Origin of the sequence: Nesterenkonia flava, from assembly GCF_031432335.1 — a bacterium.
Taxonomy (GTDB): Bacteria; Actinomycetota; Actinomycetes; order Actinomycetales; family Micrococcaceae; genus Nesterenkonia; species Nesterenkonia flava.
Map to the genome: position 1 here is coordinate 99,941 of NZ_JAVKGT010000005.1, position 19,659 is coordinate 119,599.

Consider the following 19,659-nt stretch of genomic DNA (forward strand, 5'->3'; position numbering starts at 1 on the left):
TCGTATGGTTCCTGTGAGGACATGCATCGGCTGCCGCCGGCGTGCCGACCAGGGATACGTGGTGCGCGTCGCCCTTGAGGGCGACGAGGTTCGTCTCGACGCCGCCCGCCGGATGCCCGGTCGGGGAGCGTGGCTGCATCCGCAGCGCGAGTGCTTCGAGGCCGCCGTGAAGCGGAAGGCTTTCAACAGGGCATTCCGCAGACCGGTCCGCACCACATCGTTGAGCTTTGAGGAGCTCGCAGTCCACTGTTCACCAGATGAAAGCGGGTTGGAAAGAGATGAACACCCGATGAGTGCCGACGGATGAGCGCCTGAGTTATGAGCACTTTCGGCAACTCCGTCACGGAATCAAGCACATTTAACGGCCTGATCCGATGAACCGCTGACATCAGCCCCGCTGATTTCGGCGGGGCATCGCGTGGGCCAGACAAGGAGAGAAGTGGCCAAGGCCCGCGTACACGAGCTCGCAAAAGAGCTCGGCATTACTTCTAAAGAAGCACTGACAAAACTTCAGGACATGGGCGAATTCGTGAAATCGCCGTCCTCCACCGTGGAACCCCCCGTCGCCAAGAAGCTGCGGGCAGCGTTCCCGCAGGCCGATAAGGCCGACTCCAAGCCCGAGCGCCGACCGGCTCCCAAGCCGGCGCCGAAGCCTGCCCCCAAGGCTCCCCAGGCTGAGGAGAAGCCCCAGGCGCAGACTCCTGCCCCGGAGGCCAAGCCCGCGCCGGCTCCCGCTCCGAAGCCCGCCGCGGAGGCTCCTAAGCCTGCTGAGCCTGCTCCGAAGCCGGCGCAGGACGCGGCACCGAAGCCCCCGGCTCCCAAGCCGGGAGTCAAGCCCTCGGGTCCCCGTCCGGGCAATAACCCCTTCGGCGTCTCTCAGCAGTCTCAGGCACCCCGCCCTGGCGGACCGCGTCCGGGTGGTCCCCGTCCCGGTGGTCCGCGTCCGGGCAACAACCCGTTCGCTCCTCAGCAGGGCATGCGCTCCAGCGACCGTTCCGGCGGCGGTCCCCGTCCAGGTGCCGGTGGGGCTCCGCGTCCCGGGGCACCCCGTCCCGGTGGTGCAGCAGGACGCCCCGGCCCGCGTCCGGGCGGCGGCCCCAAGCCCTCGATGATGCCCGGCCAGGCCCCGGCACCGACTCCGGGCCGCGGTCCCGGCGGAGGCCCTGGCGGCACCGCTGGTGGACCGCCGCGCGGCGGCCGCCCCGGTGGCGGTCGTGGTCGCGGAGGCGCCGCAGGTGCCTTCGGCCGCGGAGGCTCCAAGTCCAAGGCGCGCAAGTCCAAGCGCGCGAAGCGTCAGGAGCTGGAGCAGAAGCACACCCGCGAGATCGGCGGCGTGCGTGTTCCCAAGGGCGACGGCAGCACTGTGGTGCGCCTGCGCCGCGGCTCCTCGCTGGGTGACTTCGCCGAGAAGATCGGCGCAGAGCCGGCAGCGCTGATCACCGTGCTGATGAAGCTCGGTGAGATGGCCACGGCCAACCAGTCCCTCGACGAGGAGACCTTCGGACTGCTGGGTGAGGAGCTGGGCTACGACGTCCAGATCGTCTCGCCCGAGGACGAGGACCGCGAACTGCTGGAGTCCTTCTCCATCAACCTGGAGGATGAAGAGGCTGCTGAGTCCGACGAGGATCTGGCTCCCCGTGCCCCGGTCGTGACCGTCATGGGTCACGTCGATCACGGTAAGACCCGCCTGCTGGACGCCATCCGGAATTCGGATGTGACCTCCGGCGAGCACGGCGGCATCACCCAGCACATCGGTGCCTACCAGGTGCATGTCCCGCACGAGGGCGAAGAGCGTGCGCTGACCTTCATCGATACCCCCGGTCACGAGGCGTTCACCGCCATGCGTGCCCGCGGTGCCAAGGTCACCGACATCGCCGTGCTCGTGGTGGCAGCCGATGACGGCGTCATGCCGCAGACCGTCGAGGCGCTCAACCATGCCAAGGCGGCCGGCGTCCCCGTCGTCGTCGCGGTCAACAAGATCGATAAGGACGGCGCGCAGCCTGACAAGATCCGCGGCCAGCTCACCGAGTACGAGCTGATCCCCGAGGAGTACGGCGGCGACACCATGTTCGTGGACGTCTCCGCGCGCAACAACGTCAACATCGATGCGCTGCTCGAGGCCGTGCTGCTGACCTCCGACGCTGCTCTGGAGCTGCGGGCCAACCCCGACAAGGAAGCCCGCGGCGTGGCCATCGAGGCCAACCTGGACAAGGGACGCGGCCCCGTGGCCACCGTCCTGGTCCAGTCCGGCACGCTGAAGGTCGGCGACAACATGGTGGCGGGCACCGCCTTCGGCCGTGTGCGCGCCATGTTCGACGAGAACGGCGAGACCGTGGAGCAGGCCGAGCCCTCCCGCCCGGTCCAGGTGCTGGGTCTGTCCACCGTGCCCCGCGCCGGTGACAGCTTCCTGGTTACGCCGGATGACCGCACCGCCCGCCAGATCGCCGAGAAGCGCGAGGCCGCCGAGCGCAACGCGCTGCTGGCCAAGCGCCGCAAGCGCATCACGCTGGAGGACTTCGACCAGGCTGTGGCCGAGGGCAAGATCGACACCCTCAACCTCATCCTCAAGGGCGACGTCTCCGGTGCGGTGGAAGCTCTGGAGGACGCCCTGCTCAAGATCGATGTGGGCGACGAAGTTCAGCTGCGCGTCATTCACCGCGGCGTGGGTGCCATCACCCAGAACGACGTCAACCTGGCCACCGTGGACAACGCCGTCATCATCGGCTTCAACGTCCGCCCGGCCGAGCGCGTCACGGAGCTGGCTGAGCGTGAAGGCGTGGACATGCGCTTCTACTCGGTCATCTACGCCGCCATCGATGACATCGAGGCTGCGCTGAAGGGCATGCTCAAGCCGGAGTACGAGGAGGTCGAGCTGGGCTCGGCGGAGATCCGCGAGGTCTTCCGCTCCTCCAAGTTCGGCAACATCGCCGGCTCGATCGTCCGCTCCGGCGTCATCCGCCGCAATGCCAAGGCGCGCCTGGTGCGCGACGGCAACGTGGTGGGCGAGAACCTCACCATCGAGTCGCTGCGTCGCTTCAAGGACGACGCGACCGAGGTCCGCGACGGCTTCGAGTGTGGTATCGGTCTGGGCTCCTTCAACGACATCCGCGAAGGCGACATCATCGAGACCTGGGAGATGCGCGAGATCCCGCGTACCTAGTTCCCCCCCCCACGCGCATTCGGTGGCGCAGTTTGACCGCAGTTCGGCCCGGTTCGGGTCTGAGGACAGCGTCGAATTGCGCCACCGAACGTGTTTCTGGCCTTCGATAGGCTTAGAGCAGACTTCTGAAAGGAGTGCACCATGGCAGATCCAGCACGCGCGGCACGTCTTGCCGCACGCATCAAGGTGATCATCGCTGAGGCGCTGCGCCGCCGCGTCAAGGATGAGCGGGCAGAACTGATCACCATCACCGACGCCCGTGTCACCAACGACCTGCAGCACGCCACGGTTTACTACACCGTCCTCGCCAACGACGAGGACACCAAGCGCGGGGCCGAAGAGGTGCTCACCTCTCATCAGGGCACGCTGCGCCATGAGATGGGGCGCCAGCTGAGCATCCGGCTGACACCCACCCTGGAATTCGTCGCTGACGAGATTCCGGAATCCGCAGCCCACATGGAGGACCTGCTGCGCAAAGCGCGCGAGCAGGATGAGCAGGTCCGCGCCCTGCGCGAAGGTGCCGAGCCCGTGACCGAGTCCCCCTACCGCTCCGACGCCGAGGGGGAGAACTGATCCGCCGCTCGTTCGCTGATGGATTTTGTCGGTTCCTGGGACCCTTTACGGGGCAGAATGCCGCCACTTTCCATCACCGTACGTTCCAGCACGTACACACGAGCACTGTCCGGAAGGGCTGAGCATCATGGGCAAGAAGCAGAAGCCTGAAGAGCTGGAGGTCGGCTCCGGACTTGTCCTGGTGGACAAGCCAGCCGGCTGGACCAGCCATGACGTCGTCGGGCGTATCCGCAAACTCGCGGGCACCCGCAAAGTGGGCCACGCCGGGACTCTGGACCCCATGGCCACCGGGGTGCTGGTGGTGGGCATCAACCGCGCCACCCGCCTGCTGACCCACATTGTGGGTGTGGGCAAGACCTACACCGCCACCGTGCGGCTGGGGCAGTCCACCACCACCGACGACGCCGAAGGTGAAGTCCTTGCCACACGCTTCGCCAATGCGGTCACCGAGGAGCGCATCGCCGCTGCGGTCGCCGAACTCACCGGAGAGATTCAGCAGGTTCCCTCCACCGTCAGTGCGGTCAAGGTGGACGGCAGACGCGCCTACGACCGTGCCCGCAGCGGTGAGAACGTCGAACTGCACGCGCGCCCGGTGACCGTCCACCGTTTCGACGTGCTGGAGATTCGACGGGTCGACGACGGCAAGATCGTGGACCTCGATATCGAAGTGCGGGTCTCCTCAGGTACTTACGTCCGTGCCCTGGCCCGTGATCTGGGGGAGGCCCTGGACACCGCCGGTCATCTCACCGCGCTGCGCCGTACCGCCGTGGGGCCCTACAGCATCGACCAGACCATGACCCTGGAGCAGCTGGGCGGGGTCAATGAGGACGGGGACTTCGGCTATATCGGATTGGCCGAGGCGGCCGCACAGCTGTTTCCCGCGCGCAGGGTCTCAGCCGAGGAGGCTGAACACCTGCGCCACGGCCGACGCATCACCGCGTCCGCCGGGGCCGAGGTGATCCAGCCCTCGACCTTCGAGCCAGTGGCGGCCACCACGCCCTCCCCGGCAGAGGTGACGCCTCGGCGTGAGGGGCTGACGGCGGCGTTCGGCCCTGACGGGGAACTGATTGCCCTGCTGCGGGACATCCCCGCCAAGCCGGGGGCCTCCTCCTCCCCGGACGCGGCCAAGGCCGCCGTCGCAGGGCCCGCCGCGCTGCAGGCGAAACCCGAACTCGTCTTCGCCGCAGACTAGGCCGGTCCGCCGCAGGCCGCGGGCAGGAGTAGAATCTCTGCGGCCCTAATTCACCCCTGGCAGGAAGTGAGCGTGTGATGACCGCGATGTTCATCGTCGGCACGGCGATCTGCGGTCTCTCCACCCTCATCTGCTGGATCATGACGGCACTGCGCAATCACCCGGCTGACTCCAGCATCATCAGCCTGGCCGCAGTCGAGCTATACCTCATCGTCTACGCGGTCTACGCCGGCATCCGCCAGGCCACCGGCGCCACCGTCACGGGAGAGGCCTGGGAGTTCTGGGGCTACATCCTCACCGCGCTCATTCTGCCGGTAGGCGTGTTCATCTGGGCCGTCATCGACAAGACCCGCTGGTCCAACCTGGTGATGAGCTTCGTGGGACTGGTCGTATTCGTCATGCTCTACCGCCTGGAGGAGATCTGGTGGGGAACCACACTGTGACTGACACCGACGCCGTGGACGAGAACCGCCCTCCGGAGAAGACGCCCCGCAACCGCGGCGTGGGGATGCTCATCATCACCGCCTATGGTGTCTTTGCGGTCTCTTCCTTCGCCCGGGCGCTCTATCAGATCCTCACCGACTTCAGCACCTCGCCGGTGTCCTATCTGCTGAGCGCCTTCGCCGCGGCGGTCTACATCCTCGCCACGCTGGCCCTGGCTCGCACCACACCCGTGGCGTGGGCCGTGGCCCTGGTGGCCGTGCTGATCGAGATGGCCGGAGTGCTGGGCGTGGGGCTGTGGACCTATCTGGATCCTGAGCTCTTCAACCGCGCCACGGTGTGGAGCCACTTCGGGGAAGGCTACGGCTACATCCCCCTCATCCTGCCGTTCATCGGTCTCTTCTGGCTGTTGCGTCACCGACCGGGCCGAGAAGCCTGAGGCGAGCCGACCCGTAGGATGTCAGACGTGCAGATTTATCACGGCTTGGGCGAGCTCCCCGCAGACCTCGGCGCCACCGCCGTCACCATTGGCAACTTCGACGGCGTGCATCTGGGGCACCAGCACGTGCTGCAGCAGTTGGTGGAGCACGCCCATCGCACCGGCAGCACCGCCGTGGTCATCACGTTCGATCCCCACCCCGCCCTGGTCCACCGCCCGGAGAGCGCTCCGGAGCTCCTGACAGGCACCGCCGAGAAGCTCGCCCGCATCGAGGCGACCGGTGTCGACGCCGTACTGGTGGTCGACTACACCCCTGAGTTCTATGTTCTGACCCCCGAGGAGTTCACCCGCACCTGGCTGGTTCAGGGCCTGGGAGCCCGCGCCGTCGTGGTCGGACACGACCTGCGCTTCGGACGTGAGAACTCCGGGGACTTCAGCACCATGGTCCAGCTCGGGGAGCAGCACGGCTTCGAGGTGGTCGGCGTCGCAGACTACGAGATCAGCGGCATCACCGGAGCGCGCTGTTCCTCCACCGCCATTCGCACCGCGCTGCAGCACGGAGACGTGGACGCGGTCCTCCATATGCTGGGCCGTCCGCATGCGGTGATGGGAGAGGTGGTCCACGGCGCCGCGCGCGGCCGCGAACTGGGATTCCCCACCGCCAACCTCTCCGCCGAGTCCGAGGGAATGATCCCCGCCGACGGCGTCTACGCCGGATACCTGGTCGACGCCCACGGCCGGCGCTGGCCTGCCGCCATCTCCGTGGGTTCCAACCCCACCTTCGACGGTGTCGAACGCGTGGTGGAATCACACGTGATCGACCGCCCGCATGAGCAGGTCGAGGACTTCGACCTCTACGGCCAGTACGTACGCGTTGAGTTCCTCTCGCACCTGCGCGGCATGATCGCCTACGAGGGCGTGGAGAAGCTTGTGGCTCAGATGCAGCAGGACGTCGATGAGACCCGCCGAATCCTCGCCGCCTCCGAACAGGCCTAAACCCCGCCCGGCCGGTCAGCCGCTGCTGACCGATGAGGCACGACGACGCCGCCTGGGCTCCGCATTCTCCGACGCTCAGGACCTCGCCCAGGCCCGCGAATACGACGCGCTGCGCCCCCGCTACCCCCAGGACGCCGTCGACAGGCTGCTCAGCACCTCCGGTGAGTACCCCACTGTCGTGGAGCTGGGAGCGGGCAGCGGAATCCTCACACGCGACTTACTCACCCACCCTCGCCTGCACGGGGGAGTCCTCCACGCGGTGGAACCTAGCGGGCCCATGCTGGAGATTCTGGGCGAGACACAGGATCCGCGGCTGCGGCTGCATCGGGCCACCGCCGAGCAGACGGGCCTGCCGGCCTCCTGCGCCGACGTCGTCGTCGCCTCCCAGTCCTGGCACTGGTTCGACCCGCAGCAGACCCAGCAGGAGCTGCTGCGGATTCTGCGCCCGGGTGCCACCGTTGCGGTGATCGCCAATTACCTCGACACTTCCCACCCCTGGGTCCACCGGCTGACCCGGATCATGCGGGCCGGGGATGTCTACCGGCCGCAGTGGCAGCCCCAGTTCGACGCCGGCTCCTCCGCCCCCGGCTCCGTTACCCCCAGATCATTCAGCCCGGTCGTCTCCAGCGTCTTCACCCACGCACGCAGCATCACGCCCGAGGAGATCCTGCGACTGGCCACCACGCTGAGCTCCTGGCTCTCAGCCCCGGAGAAGGACCGGGCCAGGCGTCGGGATAATCTCCAGTGGTACCTGTATGAGCATCTGGGGCACCGAGAAGGCGAGGAACTGTCGCTGCCATACCTCACCGCGCTGCACACCAGCGGCTTCTCGAGGGGCGGGGTCTCACCGGGCTAGCCGCGCCCGGCGCGCTCCTGTAACATAGACGGGTTGCCATGCTGCAGTCCGCGGTGGCTGGCACCGGGTAAGACCGGATCTGTTCGCGGTACAAAAATAAGGAGCTTTTCCATGGCTTTGGATCCCGCTGTTAAGCAGCAGATCATCGAGGAGTACGCCACCCATGAGGGCGACACCGGTTCGCCCGAGGTCCAGGTGGCAGTGCTGACCCGTCGTATCACCGACCTGACTGAGCACCTGAAGGTGCACAAGCACGATCACCACACCCGCCGCGGTCTGATGATCCTGGTCGGTCGTCGTCGCCGTCTGCTGAAGTACCTCGAGTCCAAGGACATCGAGCGTTACCGTGCGCTGATCAAGCGTCTCGGCATCCGCCGATAAAAAGCTCGGCGGTCAAACGCCGACACCAAGCATGAAACGGGCGGCTCCTGCTCTTAGGGGTCGCCCGTTTTGTATGTCAGACTAGGAATAGTGCGCTGAGAGCACCGACATTGTGTGTCTGGTCCTCGGTAGTGGCCTCCGGGAGCGCGAGAACCGCGACCTCCCGTGGGCTTCGATCGAAGACCGTCATGCATGGCAACACCGCTCTCATGTGCGCTGCACTGCAATCAAACATGAGAGGAATCCCTTTTCCATGCAGGGACCTGAGGTTCACTACGCCGAAGCCGTGATCGACAACGGTCGCTTCGGCACTTCTACCATTCGCTTCGAGACCGGCCGCCTCGCCAAGCAGGCTGCCGGCTCCACCCTGGTCACCTTCGATGAGGAGACCACCCTTCTGTCCGCCACCACTGTGGGCAAGTCTCCCCGCGAGGGCTTCGACTTCTTCCCGCTGACCGTGGACATCGAGGAGCGGATGTACGCCGCCGGCCGCATCCCCGGCAGCTTCTTCCGCCGCGAGGGGCGCCCCACCACTGACGCGATCCTGGCCGCACGCCTGATCGACCGCCCGCTGCGCCCCGCCTTCATGAAGGGCATCCGCAACGAGGTCCAGGTCGTGGAGACCGTGCTCTCCATCAACCCCGACGATCTCTACGACGTGGTGGCCATCAACGCCGCCTCCATGTCCACGCAGCTCTCCGGTCTGCCGTTCTCCGGCCCCATCGGCGGCGTGCGTGTGGCCCTGATCGACGACGGACAGGGCGCCCAGTGGGTGGCCTTCCCCAAGCACTCCCAGCTGCAGACCGCCGTGTTCGACATGGTGGTTGCCGGCCGCATCGTCGGCGATGACATCGCCGTGATGATGGTCGAGGCCGAGGCCACTGACGACTCCTGGAAGCTCATCAAGGAGCAGGGCAAGACCGCCCCCACCGAGGAGATCGTGGCCGAGGGCCTCGAGGCTGCCAAGCCGTTCATCAAGGTGCTGTGCGAGGCCCAGGCCTCCCTGGCCGAGCGTGCCGGCAAGGAGCCCGTGGAGGTGCCGATCTTCACCGACTACGAGGACGACGTCCTGGCAGCCGTGAAGGCCAAGGCCGAGGAGCGCCTGTCGAACATCTACCAGATCGCCGACAAGCAGACCCGCGAGGCAGCAGATGCTGAGCTGAAGGCTGAGCTGGTCGAGGAGCTCGCCGGCGAGGGCAAGGAGTTCGAGGGCCGCGGCGGCGAAGTCTCCAAGGCTCTGGGCTCGGTCACCAAGCAGGTCATCCGCCAGCGCATCCTGCGCGACCAGGTCCGCATCGACGGCCGCGGTCTGACCGACATCCGTCAGCTGACCGCTGAGGTCGAGGTCCTGCCGCGCGTGCACGGCTCCGCGATCTTCGAGCGCGGCGAGACCCAGATCATGGGTGTCACCACGCTCAACATGCTGAAGATGGAGCAGACCATCGACAGCCTGTCGCCGGAGACCACCAAGCGCTACATGCACAACTACAACTTCCCGCCCTACTCCACCGGTGAGACCGGCCGCGTGGGCTCCCCGAAGCGCCGCGAGATCGGCCACGGCGCACTCGCCGAGCGCGCCCTGGTACCGGTGCTGCCCAGCCGTGAGGAGTTCCCCTACGCGATCCGCCAGGTCTCTGAGGCCCTGGGCTCCAACGGCTCCACCTCCATGGGCTCGGTCTGCGCCTCCACGCTGTCCCTGCTCAACGCAGGTGTGCCGCTGAAGGCTCCCGTGGCCGGCATCGCCATGGGCCTGGTCTCTGACGAGGTCGACGGCGAGACCCGCTACGCCGCGCTGACCGACATCCTGGGCGCTGAGGATGCCTTCGGCGACATGGACTTCAAGGTCGCCGGCACCTCCGAGTTCGTCACCGCGATCCAGCTGGACACCAAGCTGGACGGCATCCCCGCTTCGGTGCTCACCGCAGCGCTGAAGCAGGCTCGCGAGGCTCGTCTGCACATCCTGAGCGTGCTCAACGCCGCCATCGATGCGCCCGATGAGATGGCCCCCACCGCGCCGCGCATCATCGCTGTGAAGGTGCCCGTGGACAAGATCGGTGAGGTCATCGGCCCCAAGGGCAAGATGATCAACCAGATCCAGGAGGACACCGGCACCGACATTTCGATCGAGGATGACGGCACCGTGCTGATCGGCGCCACCGACGGGGAGTCCGCTGAGGCTGCGCGCTCGGCCATCAACGCCATCGCCAACCCGCAGGTCCCCGAGGTCGGTGAGCGCTACCTCGGCACCGTGGTGAAGCTGACCACCTTCGGCGCCTTCGTGTCCCTGACCCCTGGCAAGGACGGTCTGCTGCACATCTCCGAGCTGCGCAAGCTCAATGAGGGCAAGCGGGTCGACGACGTCGAGGATGTTCTGGGCGTGGGCCAGAAGGTCCAGGTGGAGATCACCAAGATCGATGACCGCGGCAAGCTGAGCCTGGCCCCGGTGGTCGAGGAGTCTGAGGAGAGCACCTCCGAGGACGCCTGATCCAGGGCGACGCCTGATTCCGGGCGCCGCTGAGAAAACCCCCGCCGCCGAGTTCACCTCGGGACGGGGGTTTTCTCGTGTCCGGCGGTGAGTGGCCGGCGGGCTGAGCGGGTTCCGGGGCTACTGATCCGCCGGCTGGAGATTGTTCACTGCCGGTCCTTCGAGCAGTGTGCCGTCGGAGGCGAAGCGCGAGGCGTGGAGCGGGCAGTCCCAGGAGCGTTCGGCGTCGTTCCATGTCAGGATTCCACCCATATGCGGGCACACTGCAGACAGCTCGCAGGTGGTGCCCTCCACGGTGGAGACCGCGACGGGTTTACCGTTCCTGCGCCCGACGACGCCCTCGCCCTCGGCAGGAGCGGTGTCGGGCAGTGCCTTCAGCTCGGTCTTGACCCAGTCAGAGACCAGATGTGCACCGACTTCGAGATTGTCCTTGACCCCGGTGAGCACATCGGTGAGTCCCGTGGAGCGTTCAGCCAACGTCTGGGCCCACGGCATGTTGCCGCCGAGGATCTGGCTGGAGAGGGCCAGTCCCGCGGCGACGCCGTTGGTCATGCCCCATTTGTTGTAGCCGGTGGCCACGAAGATGTTCCCGCCGCCGCGAGGGAGCGCACCGATGAACGGCGCGCAGTGGGCCGTGCGGTAGTCCTGTGCCGCCCAGGCGTGGGTGCGGGTGGCTCCGGGGAAGTGCTTCTGAGTCCATGCCTCCAGGTCATCAATGGCGCCCTGGTGGGACTCGGCCCGACCGACGACGTGGTCGTTGCCTCCGACCAGCAGGAGTTCCTCGTTCTCCAGGGGTACGGTCCGTAGGGTCCGCCCCGGGGAGTTTGCGCTGAGGTACATGCCCTGCAGCACATCGCCGGCCCGGGTGCCCGAGGGCAGGCGGTAGGTCATGGCGTAGGAGCGGTTGCCCTTCATCTTGGCGAAGTAACCGCCGCGGTCGAGAATGGGTGCTCCGGTGGCAAGAATGAGGTGCTCGGCTTCCACCGTCCCAGCGGTGGTCTCCACCGAGACGGGCTGAGTGGAACTGGCGTCCGTGACCCGCACGCCCTCGACAATGACTCCGCCGCGTTCACGGAGTTCGGTGGCCAGCGCCTCCAGTACCGGCATGGGATGAATCTGCGCCTGGTCGGCCAGCCTCAGGGCGCCGGATACCTCAAAGGGAAGCTCGGTCTCATCGGTCCATGACACGTCGAGACCGGCGGCGCGGCACGCGTCAAGCTCCTCTTGCAGAGACTGCTGGCCCTTCTCCGTGACGGCATAGGTGTAGGAGGCCCGGCGTTGGTACGCTATTCCGCGTTCGTCCATGTACCCGAGAAGCCATGCCTGGCCCTCCCGGTTGCCCTCGACATAGGCGCGCAGGACATCATCGCCCTGGTGAGAACGGATGCTGGAGAGCGTGGTGCCCTGCAGCAGAGAGACTTTGGCGGTGGTGTTTCCCGTGGCCACTACGCCGATGCTGAGGGCCTCCATCACGGCCACCCGGTGTCCTGCTCGTGAGAGCAGAACTGCGGTGGTCAGTCCTGTCAGTCCCGCGCCCACCACTACGGAGTCGTAGTGGGCGCCAGGAACAAAAGGATCGGGGTCGGGGAGTCTGACGGGGTGAGTGTCGAGCCAGAGGGAGCGCACTGTGTGTCCTTACCTAGGGTGCAAGGTGCTGACCTGCCTTATCCTCTGGTGGTGACCTGAACGGTTCCCGAATCGAAGCAGAAAGAAATCCTATGCCTCTTGCCGAAGTTCTGCTGGCCCTCGAACTGGTGGGGACCTTCGCCTTTGCTGTCTCGGGCGCACTTCTGGCGGCCAAGAAGGGCTTCGACATTGTGGGCTCGCTGCTGCTGGCCTCTCTCGCGGGTCTTGGCGGCGGCGTGATCCGCGATCTTGTCCTGGGGTATGGCCCCATCGCATTCCACGCACCCCTGTATCTGGTGCCGGTGGGCGTCGCGGTCCTGGCCGTCTTCCTACGCCTGATCCAGGAGGACCGGCTGCGCCGGACTCTCCTGGCCTTCGACGCCGTCGGGCTCTCTCTGTTCTGCGTGATGGGAACCTTCATCGCGTTCCAGGCAGGACTAAACCCTGTGGCCACTGTGCTGCTCGGGGTGACCACCGCAGTCGGTGGAGGCACCCTGCGCGACATCGTGGCCAACGAGGTGCCGCAGATCTTCAACCCTGATGGTGTCTACGCCGCCCCCGCGTTTCTGGGTGCGGTGGCGACCACCGCGGCCCTGGAATGGGGGCTCTTCAACGCGGTGATCGCCGTCGTCGTGGCAGGGCTGGTCTTTGCCGTGCGGATTATGGCGCTGCGCTTCGGCTGGCGCGTGCCGCTGGCGGAGCTTCCCCGGCGATCCCGGGGCGCCTGAGTTCGTTAGAGGTCCACGCTCCCCTGGTCGCCCATGTTCGGGGTGTCATCGGAGATGGAGGAGCGGACCAGCTTCACCAGTGCCGCGGCCTTCCCCGAGGACGTCGTCGGTCTTCTCCGAGTCGGCGGGGGTGAAGAACCACAGGCGGTGGTCGGCATCGATGTGGGAGACCGCCATAGGGCGGGAGACGAGCCGGCGCATGGGGTCCACCGTGGTGAACATGCAGGTGCCGATGCTGTCGATCTTCTCGATGATGTCCTCTGCGCTGAGGTGATGACTCATGGTGATCCTCCCTGGAGTTGTGCTGGTGATGTCATCCTCGGAGGCGCACCTGGACGCGGGCAGTGCACTGAGTGGGAGTTCGGGTCAGCCCTGGACGCTAGCGCGTGAGGATGAGCAGGAATTGAGTGAGACAATGGTGGCGCTATGTTGAGAACAGTCCTCGGTGGCAAGATCCACCGCGCCACGGTCACCCACGCAGATCTGCACTACGTCGGCTCCATCACGATCGATGCCGACCTTCTTGACGCCGCCGGAATCCTGGAGGGTGAGAAGGTGCAGGTCGTTGACATCACCAACGGTGCCCGCCTGGAGACCTACACGATCGCTGGGGCCCGTGGTTCGGGTGCCATCGGCATCAACGGTGCCGCTGCCCATCTGGTCAAGCCCGGCGACCTGGTGATCATCATCAGCTACGTGATGGGCACGGAGGCAGAGATCTCTGAGCATGAGGCTCAGGTGGTCCACGTCGACGGCGACAATCGGATCGTCGCCCTGGGCAGCGATCCGGCGGAACCAGTGCCGGGATCCGACGACCAGATTGATCCGCGCACCGCCGTACTCAGCTGAGCGGAGGGATCCCGTCCTGACCATCCGGACCTTTGGGCCGCGAGAGAATCCGTGCCGCAAGCAGAACGATGACCAGTGCCACCACGACCGGCAGAACGAAGTAGTTGAGCGTATACAGCAGAGGTGTCGGCACGGCGGTGCTTTCTCTCGTTCTGAGCGGGGGAGTGGAGCTGAATGCCACTCAGTAGTTCGAGAGGCGAATAGTTAGACCATATAACTGTTAGGATGACTGTGCAAGAGTGTCCGTCAATCTTGAGGTCCCCTGATGCAAGAACCACCAGCTGAATCCGAGGAGCAGGCGAGCCCTGACGGGGTTGACTTCTTCTCAGACCGCGGGCGTCCTGGTGGGGACAGCAGCGGTTACTGGTATGCAGAAGAGGGCAGCTCGCCCTCGTCGGTGGATCTGCTCAATCTGTTGCGGGAGTATCGGGACGCCGAGCGGGAGATGCGTCAGCGCACGCGTGACTCCATGCGAATGGGTGAGACGGATCTGGTGGCGCTGCGATTCCTCATCCGTGAACGCGCCGCAGGTCATGTGGTGCGTCAGCGCGACCTGGGTGCGGCCCTGCACCTCTCCGCTCCCTCTGTCACCGCCCTGGTGGATCGCCTGTCTCGCGATGGCTACATTCGCCGAGTGCCCCACCCTGAGGACAGGCGGGCGGTAGGCATCGAGATCCTTGCAGATACGGACCGCGAGATTCGACAGACACTGACACGCATGCACGCCAGCATGCTCGAAGCGGCCGAGTCGCTCAATGACGCCGAACGGGCCGGTGCGGCAAAGTTCCTCCGCGGGTTGATCAGCAGCGTCCGCCAGGCGGAGTAGTCCCCGCTGTTTAGTCCGCGCTGTCCGCCGCGAAGCCCCGAGGATGGCTTGGCCACGGGGCGTGAGCATCCCGAGGTGCGGAGGAGCTGCGCCGCGCTGCGTGAAGCGCCAGGATTCCCGTCACAGCGCATCCGTTGTGGACGCGCCCGGCAAGGACGGCCTCCACGGCCTCCTCCAGCGGCACCCACGCAAAGGCGATCTCTGACTCTTCGGCCTCGCGCACGTGGCGCTGGTCCTCCGGCACGGGGGTCAGCCCCTCGGCGAGGTGGACGCGAATGCCCTCATCGCTCATCCCGGGAGTGGGGTAGAAGTCGACCAGCGTGCGCCAGCGAGACGCGGTGAGGTCCGCTTCCTCGTGCAGTTCGCGCTGGGCCGCGGTGAGCATGGTTTCGCCGTCGTCGTCGAGGAGCCCCGCGGGGATCTCCCAGAGCATGCTGCGCACCGGGTGGCGGTACTGGTTGATGAGCAGCACGCGGTCCTCTGTATCCACCGCGACGACGGCCACTGCGCTCAGATGCTTGGCGTACATGCGGGTGAGGGTGGAGTCGCCGAACTCAAACTCCTCTTCGACCACGTGGAAGACGGGATTGGTGGTCCTGATCTCGGAGTGGGTGACAGTGCGGGGCTCAGGCGAGTCCTGGATGCTCATGGGCTTACAGTACCGGCGTCAGTTCGCGGCGGCGATGTAGGCGTTGAGGCTTGCCGCGTAGAGCACCCAACCCAGATAGGGCACAAGAAGCAGCGCGGCCAGCCGGCTGATGGGCCAGAAGGCACGGATGGTGAAGATCAGCAGGAGAGTGAGTGTGGTGATGATGCCCATCGCCGCCCACAGTGCGGCGGTACCCCATGTGGGGTATCCGGCGAAGAATATGGGCGTCCACAGGCCGTTGACTGCAAGCTGGAGGAAGTAGAGCGTGAGGGCCAGGGTTGCCGGGTGCTGGTGGCGGCGCCGCCAGATCAGCCAGGCGGCGATCCCCATGACGATGTAGAGCACGATCCATACCGGGCCGAAGACCCAGTCCGGCGGATTCCAGGGAGCCTTCTCGGCCTGTTCGTACCAACCGTCGGAATGAGGGTCGGTGGCGCGACTGCCCAGGAAGCTGACCAGCAGGGGGATGCCGACCATCACGATCAGGGCGATGACCTGAGCAAGTGGGGAGTCGCGGCGGGGGCTGCGGGATGCCGGGGTGGTGGTTGCGTGCGTCATGGAGTACCTCCTTGCCCTCACCCTAAGTGCCCGCCAAGGCTCTGACTAGGGGTGTTATGCGTCAAGGGTGTCTTCAGCCCACTCAAGGATGTCACCGGGCTGGCAGTCCAGGACCCGGCACATGGCATCTAGGGTGGCGAAGCGGACGGCTTTGGCGCGGCCGTTTTTCAATACCGCGACGTTGGCGGGTGTGATCCCGACCTGTTCGGCGAAGTCTCCAACGGTCATTTTGCGTTTGGCGAGCATGACATCGAGCCGGACGATGATGGCCATCAGATGACTGCTTCCATGTCGCTGCGCAGGGTGGTGGCCTGGCGGAGCAGGGCACGCATGACCAGCATGAGCAGACTGACCACGGTGAGGATGGCCAGGAAGAGCGCGAGGATCAGCGGCAGCGCGGGGTCGGTGGCGCGGAAGCCGATGTAGAGAAAGACGCCCAGGAGGGTGATCCAGCCGGCCGCGAGGGCGCCCATGATGATGTTGACCCAGATCATGGAGGCTTCGGAGAAGATACGGTCGCGGGCGACCAGGGTGAGCAGTTTCCAGATGCAGACGACGACGGCTTGGACGCAGAGCACCCAGAACATGGTGGTGATGGTGGCTGGCCACTGCAGGCCGGGAGAGATCAGGCCGAGCCCGGTCCGGTGCGCAAACTCTTTGGGGAAATAGTAGAGCTGAAAGAACACAAGGATTGCGAAGAGCAGGACGAGGAGGAACCGGAGGGTGGTCACTGCCCATCGATGTGAAGTCATATGATGAGTATCGACAGGAATCTATCGAAAGTCAATCGGTCTGTGATGGCTTGCCATAAGTGCTGCGAGTGCAGTGAGGGTATTGGCGAGAGGAGCGCCGTAACGGCCCGCGGTTCCGCATCGGGTTATGAATCCTCCATAGCACTTTAGGCCCATGCGAACTTCACGGCCCCGCTTCTGTCCGGCCAAGATGCAACTCCAAGCCGGTTCGGTGCGGTGCACATGTCCGTGTCCGTGCTCGCCGGTAGTGTGGAATCCAAGACATAGCAACACGTAACACGCGCCGGATCAGCGGCGCATCGAGGGGAACAGCGCATGGCTGCATCAGTACCAGGAGAAACTTCAGACGCACATGAGGAGCTGCTCGCCCAGCTTCGGGACCTGGTGCCGAGCGCGTTCCTGGATGGGGAGCTCGACCGTGAGGCACTTCTCGGTGCTCTGGGGTTAGCAGACGATGCGCAGGAGAGCTTTCAGTTCACTTGGCCGGGGCTGGAGCAGGCACGTCAGGATGCTAGAGCCGCCACCACCGCGACGCTGGTGCCGGACGAAGAATCATCTCTGAACTGGGCGGCGGCCCGCGATGTTCTGATCGAGGGTGACAATCTCCAGGTTCTGAAGCTGCTGAAGAACGGCTACTCGCGCCAGGTAAAGCTGATCTATATCGACCCGCCCTACAACACCGGTGATACGTTCACCTACAACGATGACTTCGCTGTGCCGGAGGCTGAGTACCTGACCCAGACCGGCCAGGTAGACGAACACGGGCAGGCCATGTCCAGCAAGCGGGAGACCAAAGGCCGCAAGCACGCTCCGTGGCTGACCATGATGTTCCCGCGATTGGCACTGTCCCGCCAGCTACTAAAGCGCGATGGCGTCATCCTGGTCTCGATCGACGACAACGAGGTCCACCACCTGAGACTCCTGCTCGACGCAGTATATGGTGCGGAGAATTTCATCGACATGATGACCTGGCAGGGCGGGAGGAAGAATGACTCACGCTTTACATCGCAGGGACACGATTACATTCTGGCTTATGCTCGTGACCTTTCTTACCTAAAAGGACAGGATGTGCGGTGGTCGGAGCGGAAGGTCGGCCTGGAGCCTGTTTACGAGTTCGTCGAGCAGCTGCGCCAGGAACATGGCGAGGACTACGAGGCCATATCAAAGGAACTGCGCGAATGGTATCGGTCTCTCCCTGACGGACATCCACCCAAGGGGCATGCGCTTTACAGGAATGTTGATGCGAGGGGGATTTACCGTATCGACAACATCGCCAGCCCAAATTACCGCCAGAACTTAGTCTACGAGTACAAGGGTTATAAACCCCCGGAGACCGGGTGGCGGTATGAGCGCCCGACTATGGAGCGGCTTGACTCCGAAGGAAAGCTGGAATTTCCCTCATCCACAAATGGTCGCATCCAGGTGAAGCGCTACCTGCATGAAAATGAGCGTTGGGTGCCACCCTCCGTATTCTACCGAGATCGAAGTGCGGCCTCTGGAGCCTTAGAACGGCTCATGGGTGGTCGGGTGTTTGACGACCCGAAAAGTACCGACGTGCTTGCTCGACTCTTCCAGGCAATTACCGATGACGGCGATTTGATTCTCGACTTCTTCGCTGGCTCCGGTTCAACGGGACAGGCAGTTTGGGAGCAGAATCCGAAAGACGGTAAGACTCGCAACTGGATTTTGGTCCAGCTTCCGGAAGAACCGGATGAGTCCGAGGCTTCCGGCAAGAACGCTATCAAGGCGGGATACAAGACGATCTTCGAGCTGACTGCCGAGCGCCTGCGTCGTGCAGCGACGCAGCTCGCCAATGACGACGACGGAGGGCAGTTGGGGTTCCGGATCTTCCGTACTCGGCCGACGAACCTCGTGGTGGAAAAACCCGTCGTTTCGACACCTGAAACCACGAGTCAGGGCTACTTCGACAAGATTCTGTCGGCTGCTTCTGGCCCTCCGGTCGTCCAGGGTGCAGAACCCGAAGCAGTGGCCTGGGAAGTGGCGCTGAAAGCCAGTGGTACGCGGCTCGATAGTGAGGTCATCCCGCACGAGATTGACGGCGTGACTACCTACGAATTCCGTGCCCTTGATGCAGAGGAGGACTCTGGTCGCCTGTTGGTCTCGCTGGATGCATTCACGCTGGAGACTGCTGATGTACTCGAGCTGTCGGATGACGACACGTTGATCCTGCGGGGCGACAAGGTCGAAGACTCGGTCACGCTGACGCTGGCACCGCGCCTGCAGTCGAAGCTGATCTTGCTGGAGAGGGTACCGCGTGAAGTTTCGCTTTGATGATCAGCCGCACCAGTCCGCAGCGGTTTCTGCTGTCGTGGACCTCTTCCGCGAGGGCGCGATTCGCCGCCCCCAGGATGTACTGATCGGACAGGCTCCTGGGGCCGACGGACACAGTGACTTCACGCTGGACCGCAAGGTGCTTGAGGAGAATCTGGCGGCGGTGACGCGACGTGAAAACGTCACCGAGCAAGGTGGCCTCGAGCTGATGAAAGAGACTGATCTACTCGCAAATAATCGGGAGTTTCCGAACTTCTCGGTTGAAATGGAGACCGGCACCGGCAAGACCTATGTATATATCTCCACGGCTCTGCGACTGGCAGAGCTCTACGGATTGCGGAAGTTCGTGATTCTCGTCCACTCAGTGGCCATCCGTGCAGGTGTGGTGAAGACCTTCGAGCAGACCGAAGAACACTTCCGTGCCAAGTACCCGTCGGTGGAGTTCAACTGGGGTGTACTCGGTGAAAACTCGGGGCTCAGCGACTTCTCTCAGCCCTCTAGCACGGTGCAGTTCTTGGTGGCTGGAGTACAGGCCCTGGACAAGCCGGAGACCAATACGCTCTACGCGAGCGCAGAGCAGCCGAAGCTGTGGGGTGTTGGCGAGACGGGTGCCGAGGAGATTGCCGAAGCTCGTCCTGTGGTGATTATCGACGAACCGCAGAACATGGCTACGGATCTGCGGCGTCAGGCAATAGCCACGCTGAATCCACTGGTGGCTCTGCGGTACAGCGCTACCCATAAAGAACCGTTCAATCTCATTCACCGCCTGGGGCCAAAGCAGGCAGCAGATGCGGGGCTAGTTGTGATGTTCAGACACGTTGTTCCGACGAGGTTCGGTGAGTCCTGCTGAATAGGT

At 64.8% G+C, this 19,659-nt stretch carries 22 protein-coding genes; 15 read left to right on the forward strand and 7 right to left on the reverse strand.

Features of this window, described 5'->3' with window-relative positions; translation table 11 throughout:
- The first annotated feature begins 4 nt into the window (after positions 1 to 4).
- The 10 genes from RH857_RS03105 to RH857_RS03150 all read left to right on the forward strand — a co-directional run bounded on the left by RH857_RS03105 (position 5) and on the right by RH857_RS03150 (position 10,523).
- The gene (locus RH857_RS03105; RefSeq protein WP_310536511.1) at positions 5 to 307 is read left to right on the forward strand and encodes a YlxR family protein; all 303 of its coding nucleotides are present in this window, start codon (positions 5 to 7) and stop codon (positions 305 to 307) included.
- 132 nt (positions 308 to 439) lie between these two features.
- A complete protein-coding gene (gene infB / locus RH857_RS03110; protein WP_310536512.1) occupies positions 440 to 3,160 on the forward strand; it encodes a translation initiation factor IF-2 in 2,721 nt (906 codons plus the stop codon).
- A 141-nt stretch (positions 3,161 to 3,301) separates the two neighbouring features.
- Positions 3,302 to 3,733, forward strand: a complete 432-nt coding sequence (rbfA, locus tag RH857_RS03115) for a 30S ribosome-binding factor RbfA (RefSeq protein ID WP_310536513.1) — start codon at positions 3,302 to 3,304, stop codon at positions 3,731 to 3,733.
- A 127-nt stretch (positions 3,734 to 3,860) separates the two neighbouring features.
- Positions 3,861 to 4,925, forward strand: coding sequence for a tRNA pseudouridine(55) synthase TruB (gene truB / locus RH857_RS03120; RefSeq protein ID WP_310536514.1), 1,065 nt, complete (start codon positions 3,861 to 3,863; stop codon positions 4,923 to 4,925).
- Positions 4,926 to 5,002: 77 nt separating this feature from the next.
- Entirely contained in the window at positions 5,003 to 5,368 is a 366-nt protein-coding gene (locus RH857_RS03125) for a hypothetical protein (RefSeq protein ID WP_310536515.1), read from the forward strand.
- Complete coding sequence (locus RH857_RS03130; protein WP_374761112.1) at positions 5,350 to 5,805, forward strand: hypothetical protein; 456 nt, start codon at positions 5,350 to 5,352, stop codon at positions 5,803 to 5,805. Before RH857_RS03125 ends, RH857_RS03130 begins: the two co-directional genes overlap by 19 nt.
- An 18-nt stretch (positions 5,806 to 5,823) precedes the next feature.
- Entirely contained in the window at positions 5,824 to 6,801 is a 978-nt protein-coding gene (locus tag RH857_RS03135; protein WP_310536516.1) for a bifunctional riboflavin kinase/FAD synthetase, read from the forward strand.
- Positions 6,761 to 7,657 (forward strand): class I SAM-dependent methyltransferase, encoded by an 897-nt coding sequence (locus RH857_RS03140; protein ID WP_310536517.1) that lies wholly within the window; start codon positions 6,761 to 6,763, stop codon positions 7,655 to 7,657. Before RH857_RS03135 ends, RH857_RS03140 begins: the two co-directional genes overlap by 41 nt.
- 111 nt (positions 7,658 to 7,768) lie before the next feature.
- Positions 7,769 to 8,038 (forward strand): 30S ribosomal protein S15, encoded by a 270-nt coding sequence (gene rpsO, locus RH857_RS03145; RefSeq protein ID WP_310536518.1) that lies wholly within the window; start codon positions 7,769 to 7,771, stop codon positions 8,036 to 8,038.
- Positions 8,039 to 8,291: 253 nt separating this feature from the next.
- Positions 8,292 to 10,523 carry a polyribonucleotide nucleotidyltransferase gene (locus RH857_RS03150; RefSeq protein WP_310536519.1) on the forward strand — a complete coding sequence of 744 codons (2,232 nt, stop codon included), beginning with the start codon at positions 8,292 to 8,294 and terminating at the stop codon, positions 10,521 to 10,523.
- A gap of 120 nt (positions 10,524 to 10,643) precedes the next feature.
- Here the strand turns inward: RH857_RS03150 and RH857_RS03155 are convergent, their stop codons facing one another.
- On the reverse strand, positions 10,644 to 12,149 hold the full coding sequence (locus tag RH857_RS03155; protein WP_310536520.1) for an FAD-dependent oxidoreductase: 1,506 nt from the start codon (positions 12,147 to 12,149) through the stop codon (positions 10,644 to 10,646).
- Positions 12,150 to 12,241: 92 nt separating this feature from the next.
- Between RH857_RS03155 and RH857_RS03160 the strand changes: the two genes are divergently transcribed.
- Positions 12,242 to 12,877, forward strand: coding sequence for a trimeric intracellular cation channel family protein (locus RH857_RS03160; protein ID WP_310536521.1), 636 nt, complete (start codon positions 12,242 to 12,244; stop codon positions 12,875 to 12,877).
- 45 nt (positions 12,878 to 12,922) lie between these two features.
- Here RH857_RS03160 and RH857_RS03165 read toward each other — a convergent pair whose 3' ends face one another.
- On the reverse strand, positions 12,923 to 13,159 hold the full coding sequence (locus RH857_RS03165; protein WP_310536522.1) for a pyridoxamine 5'-phosphate oxidase family protein: 237 nt from the start codon (positions 13,157 to 13,159) through the stop codon (positions 12,923 to 12,925).
- 144 nt (positions 13,160 to 13,303) lie between these two features.
- Between RH857_RS03165 and panD the strand changes: the two genes are divergently transcribed.
- A complete protein-coding gene (gene panD, locus RH857_RS03170) occupies positions 13,304 to 13,726 on the forward strand; it encodes an aspartate 1-decarboxylase (RefSeq protein ID WP_310536523.1) in 423 nt (140 codons plus the stop codon).
- On the opposite strand, the gene RH857_RS03175 is transcribed toward panD, so the two are convergent.
- Positions 13,719 to 13,859, reverse strand: coding sequence for a hypothetical protein (locus tag RH857_RS03175; protein WP_310536524.1), 141 nt, complete (start codon positions 13,857 to 13,859; stop codon positions 13,719 to 13,721). The two genes, panD and RH857_RS03175, sit on opposite strands and share 8 nt — an antisense overlap.
- A gap of 132 nt (positions 13,860 to 13,991) precedes the next feature.
- On the opposite strand from RH857_RS03175, the gene RH857_RS03180 reads away from it, so the two are divergent.
- The gene (locus RH857_RS03180; RefSeq protein WP_310536525.1) at positions 13,992 to 14,552 is read left to right on the forward strand and encodes a MarR family winged helix-turn-helix transcriptional regulator; all 561 of its coding nucleotides are present in this window, start codon (positions 13,992 to 13,994) and stop codon (positions 14,550 to 14,552) included.
- Between the two features lie 10 nt (positions 14,553 to 14,562).
- On the opposite strand, the gene RH857_RS03185 is transcribed toward RH857_RS03180, so the two are convergent.
- The 4 genes from RH857_RS03185 to RH857_RS03200 are packed head-to-tail and all read right to left on the reverse strand — an operon-like array spanning position 14,563 to position 16,511.
- Positions 14,563 to 15,201, reverse strand: a complete 639-nt coding sequence (locus RH857_RS03185) for an NUDIX domain-containing protein (RefSeq protein WP_310536526.1) — start codon at positions 15,199 to 15,201, stop codon at positions 14,563 to 14,565.
- Positions 15,202 to 15,219: 18 nt separating this feature from the next.
- Positions 15,220 to 15,759, reverse strand: a complete 540-nt coding sequence (locus tag RH857_RS03190) for a TspO/MBR family protein (protein ID WP_310536527.1) — start codon at positions 15,757 to 15,759, stop codon at positions 15,220 to 15,222.
- A 54-nt stretch (positions 15,760 to 15,813) separates the two neighbouring features.
- Positions 15,814 to 16,032, reverse strand: a complete 219-nt coding sequence (locus RH857_RS03195; RefSeq protein WP_310536528.1) for a helix-turn-helix domain-containing protein — start codon at positions 16,030 to 16,032, stop codon at positions 15,814 to 15,816.
- Positions 16,032 to 16,511, reverse strand: a complete 480-nt coding sequence (locus RH857_RS03200; protein WP_310536529.1) for a DUF2975 domain-containing protein — start codon at positions 16,509 to 16,511, stop codon at positions 16,032 to 16,034. Before RH857_RS03200 ends, RH857_RS03195 begins: the two co-directional genes overlap by 1 nt.
- 315 nt (positions 16,512 to 16,826) lie before the next feature.
- On the opposite strand from RH857_RS03200, the gene RH857_RS03205 reads away from it, so the two are divergent.
- Together RH857_RS03205 and RH857_RS03210 are read left to right on the forward strand one after the other, a co-directional pair.
- Positions 16,827 to 18,803 (forward strand): site-specific DNA-methyltransferase, encoded by a 1,977-nt coding sequence (locus RH857_RS03205; protein ID WP_310536530.1) that lies wholly within the window; start codon positions 16,827 to 16,829, stop codon positions 18,801 to 18,803.
- A gap of 37 nt (positions 18,804 to 18,840) precedes the next feature.
- Positions 18,841 to 19,653, forward strand: a complete 813-nt coding sequence (locus RH857_RS03210) for a DEAD/DEAH box helicase family protein (protein WP_374761113.1) — start codon at positions 18,841 to 18,843, stop codon at positions 19,651 to 19,653.
- Positions 19,654 to 19,659 lie beyond the last annotated feature (6 nt).

What these genes read in the sequence shown, in the direction of transcription:
- RH857_RS03105 (WP_310536511.1), top strand. Translation starts at nt 5, where the DNA reads ATGGTTCCTGTGAGGACATGCATCGGCTGCCGCCGGCGTGCCGACCAG.
- rbfA (WP_310536513.1), top strand. Translation starts at nt 3,302, where the DNA reads ATGGCAGATCCAGCACGCGCGGCACGTCTTGCCGCACGCATCAAGGTG.
- truB (WP_310536514.1), top strand. Translation starts at nt 3,861, where the DNA reads ATGGGCAAGAAGCAGAAGCCTGAAGAGCTGGAGGTCGGCTCCGGACTT.
- RH857_RS03125 (WP_310536515.1), top strand. Translation starts at nt 5,003, where the DNA reads ATGACCGCGATGTTCATCGTCGGCACGGCGATCTGCGGTCTCTCCACC.
- RH857_RS03135 (WP_310536516.1), top strand. Translation starts at nt 5,824, where the DNA reads ATGTCAGACGTGCAGATTTATCACGGCTTGGGCGAGCTCCCCGCAGAC.
- RH857_RS03140 (WP_310536517.1), top strand. Translation starts at nt 6,761, where the DNA reads ATGAGACCCGCCGAATCCTCGCCGCCTCCGAACAGGCCTAAACCCCGC.
- rpsO (WP_310536518.1), top strand. Translation starts at nt 7,769, where the DNA reads ATGGCTTTGGATCCCGCTGTTAAGCAGCAGATCATCGAGGAGTACGCC.
- RH857_RS03150 (WP_310536519.1), top strand. Translation starts at nt 8,292, where the DNA reads ATGCAGGGACCTGAGGTTCACTACGCCGAAGCCGTGATCGACAACGGT.
- RH857_RS03160 (WP_310536521.1), top strand. Translation starts at nt 12,242, where the DNA reads ATGCCTCTTGCCGAAGTTCTGCTGGCCCTCGAACTGGTGGGGACCTTC.
- RH857_RS03165 (WP_310536522.1), bottom strand. Translation starts at nt 13,159, where the DNA reads ATGAGTCATCACCTCAGCGCAGAGGACATCATCGAGAAGATCGACAGC.
- panD (WP_310536523.1), top strand. Translation starts at nt 13,304, where the DNA reads ATGTTGAGAACAGTCCTCGGTGGCAAGATCCACCGCGCCACGGTCACC.
- RH857_RS03180 (WP_310536525.1), top strand. Translation starts at nt 13,992, where the DNA reads ATGCAAGAACCACCAGCTGAATCCGAGGAGCAGGCGAGCCCTGACGGG.
- RH857_RS03185 (WP_310536526.1), bottom strand. Translation starts at nt 15,201, where the DNA reads ATGAGCATCCAGGACTCGCCTGAGCCCCGCACTGTCACCCACTCCGAG.
- RH857_RS03190 (WP_310536527.1), bottom strand. Translation starts at nt 15,759, where the DNA reads ATGACGCACGCAACCACCACCCCGGCATCCCGCAGCCCCCGCCGCGAC.
- RH857_RS03195 (WP_310536528.1), bottom strand. Translation starts at nt 16,032, where the DNA reads ATGGCCATCATCGTCCGGCTCGATGTCATGCTCGCCAAACGCAAAATG.
- RH857_RS03200 (WP_310536529.1), bottom strand. Translation starts at nt 16,511, where the DNA reads ATGACTTCACATCGATGGGCAGTGACCACCCTCCGGTTCCTCCTCGTC.
- RH857_RS03205 (WP_310536530.1), top strand. Translation starts at nt 16,827, where the DNA reads ATGGCTGCATCAGTACCAGGAGAAACTTCAGACGCACATGAGGAGCTG.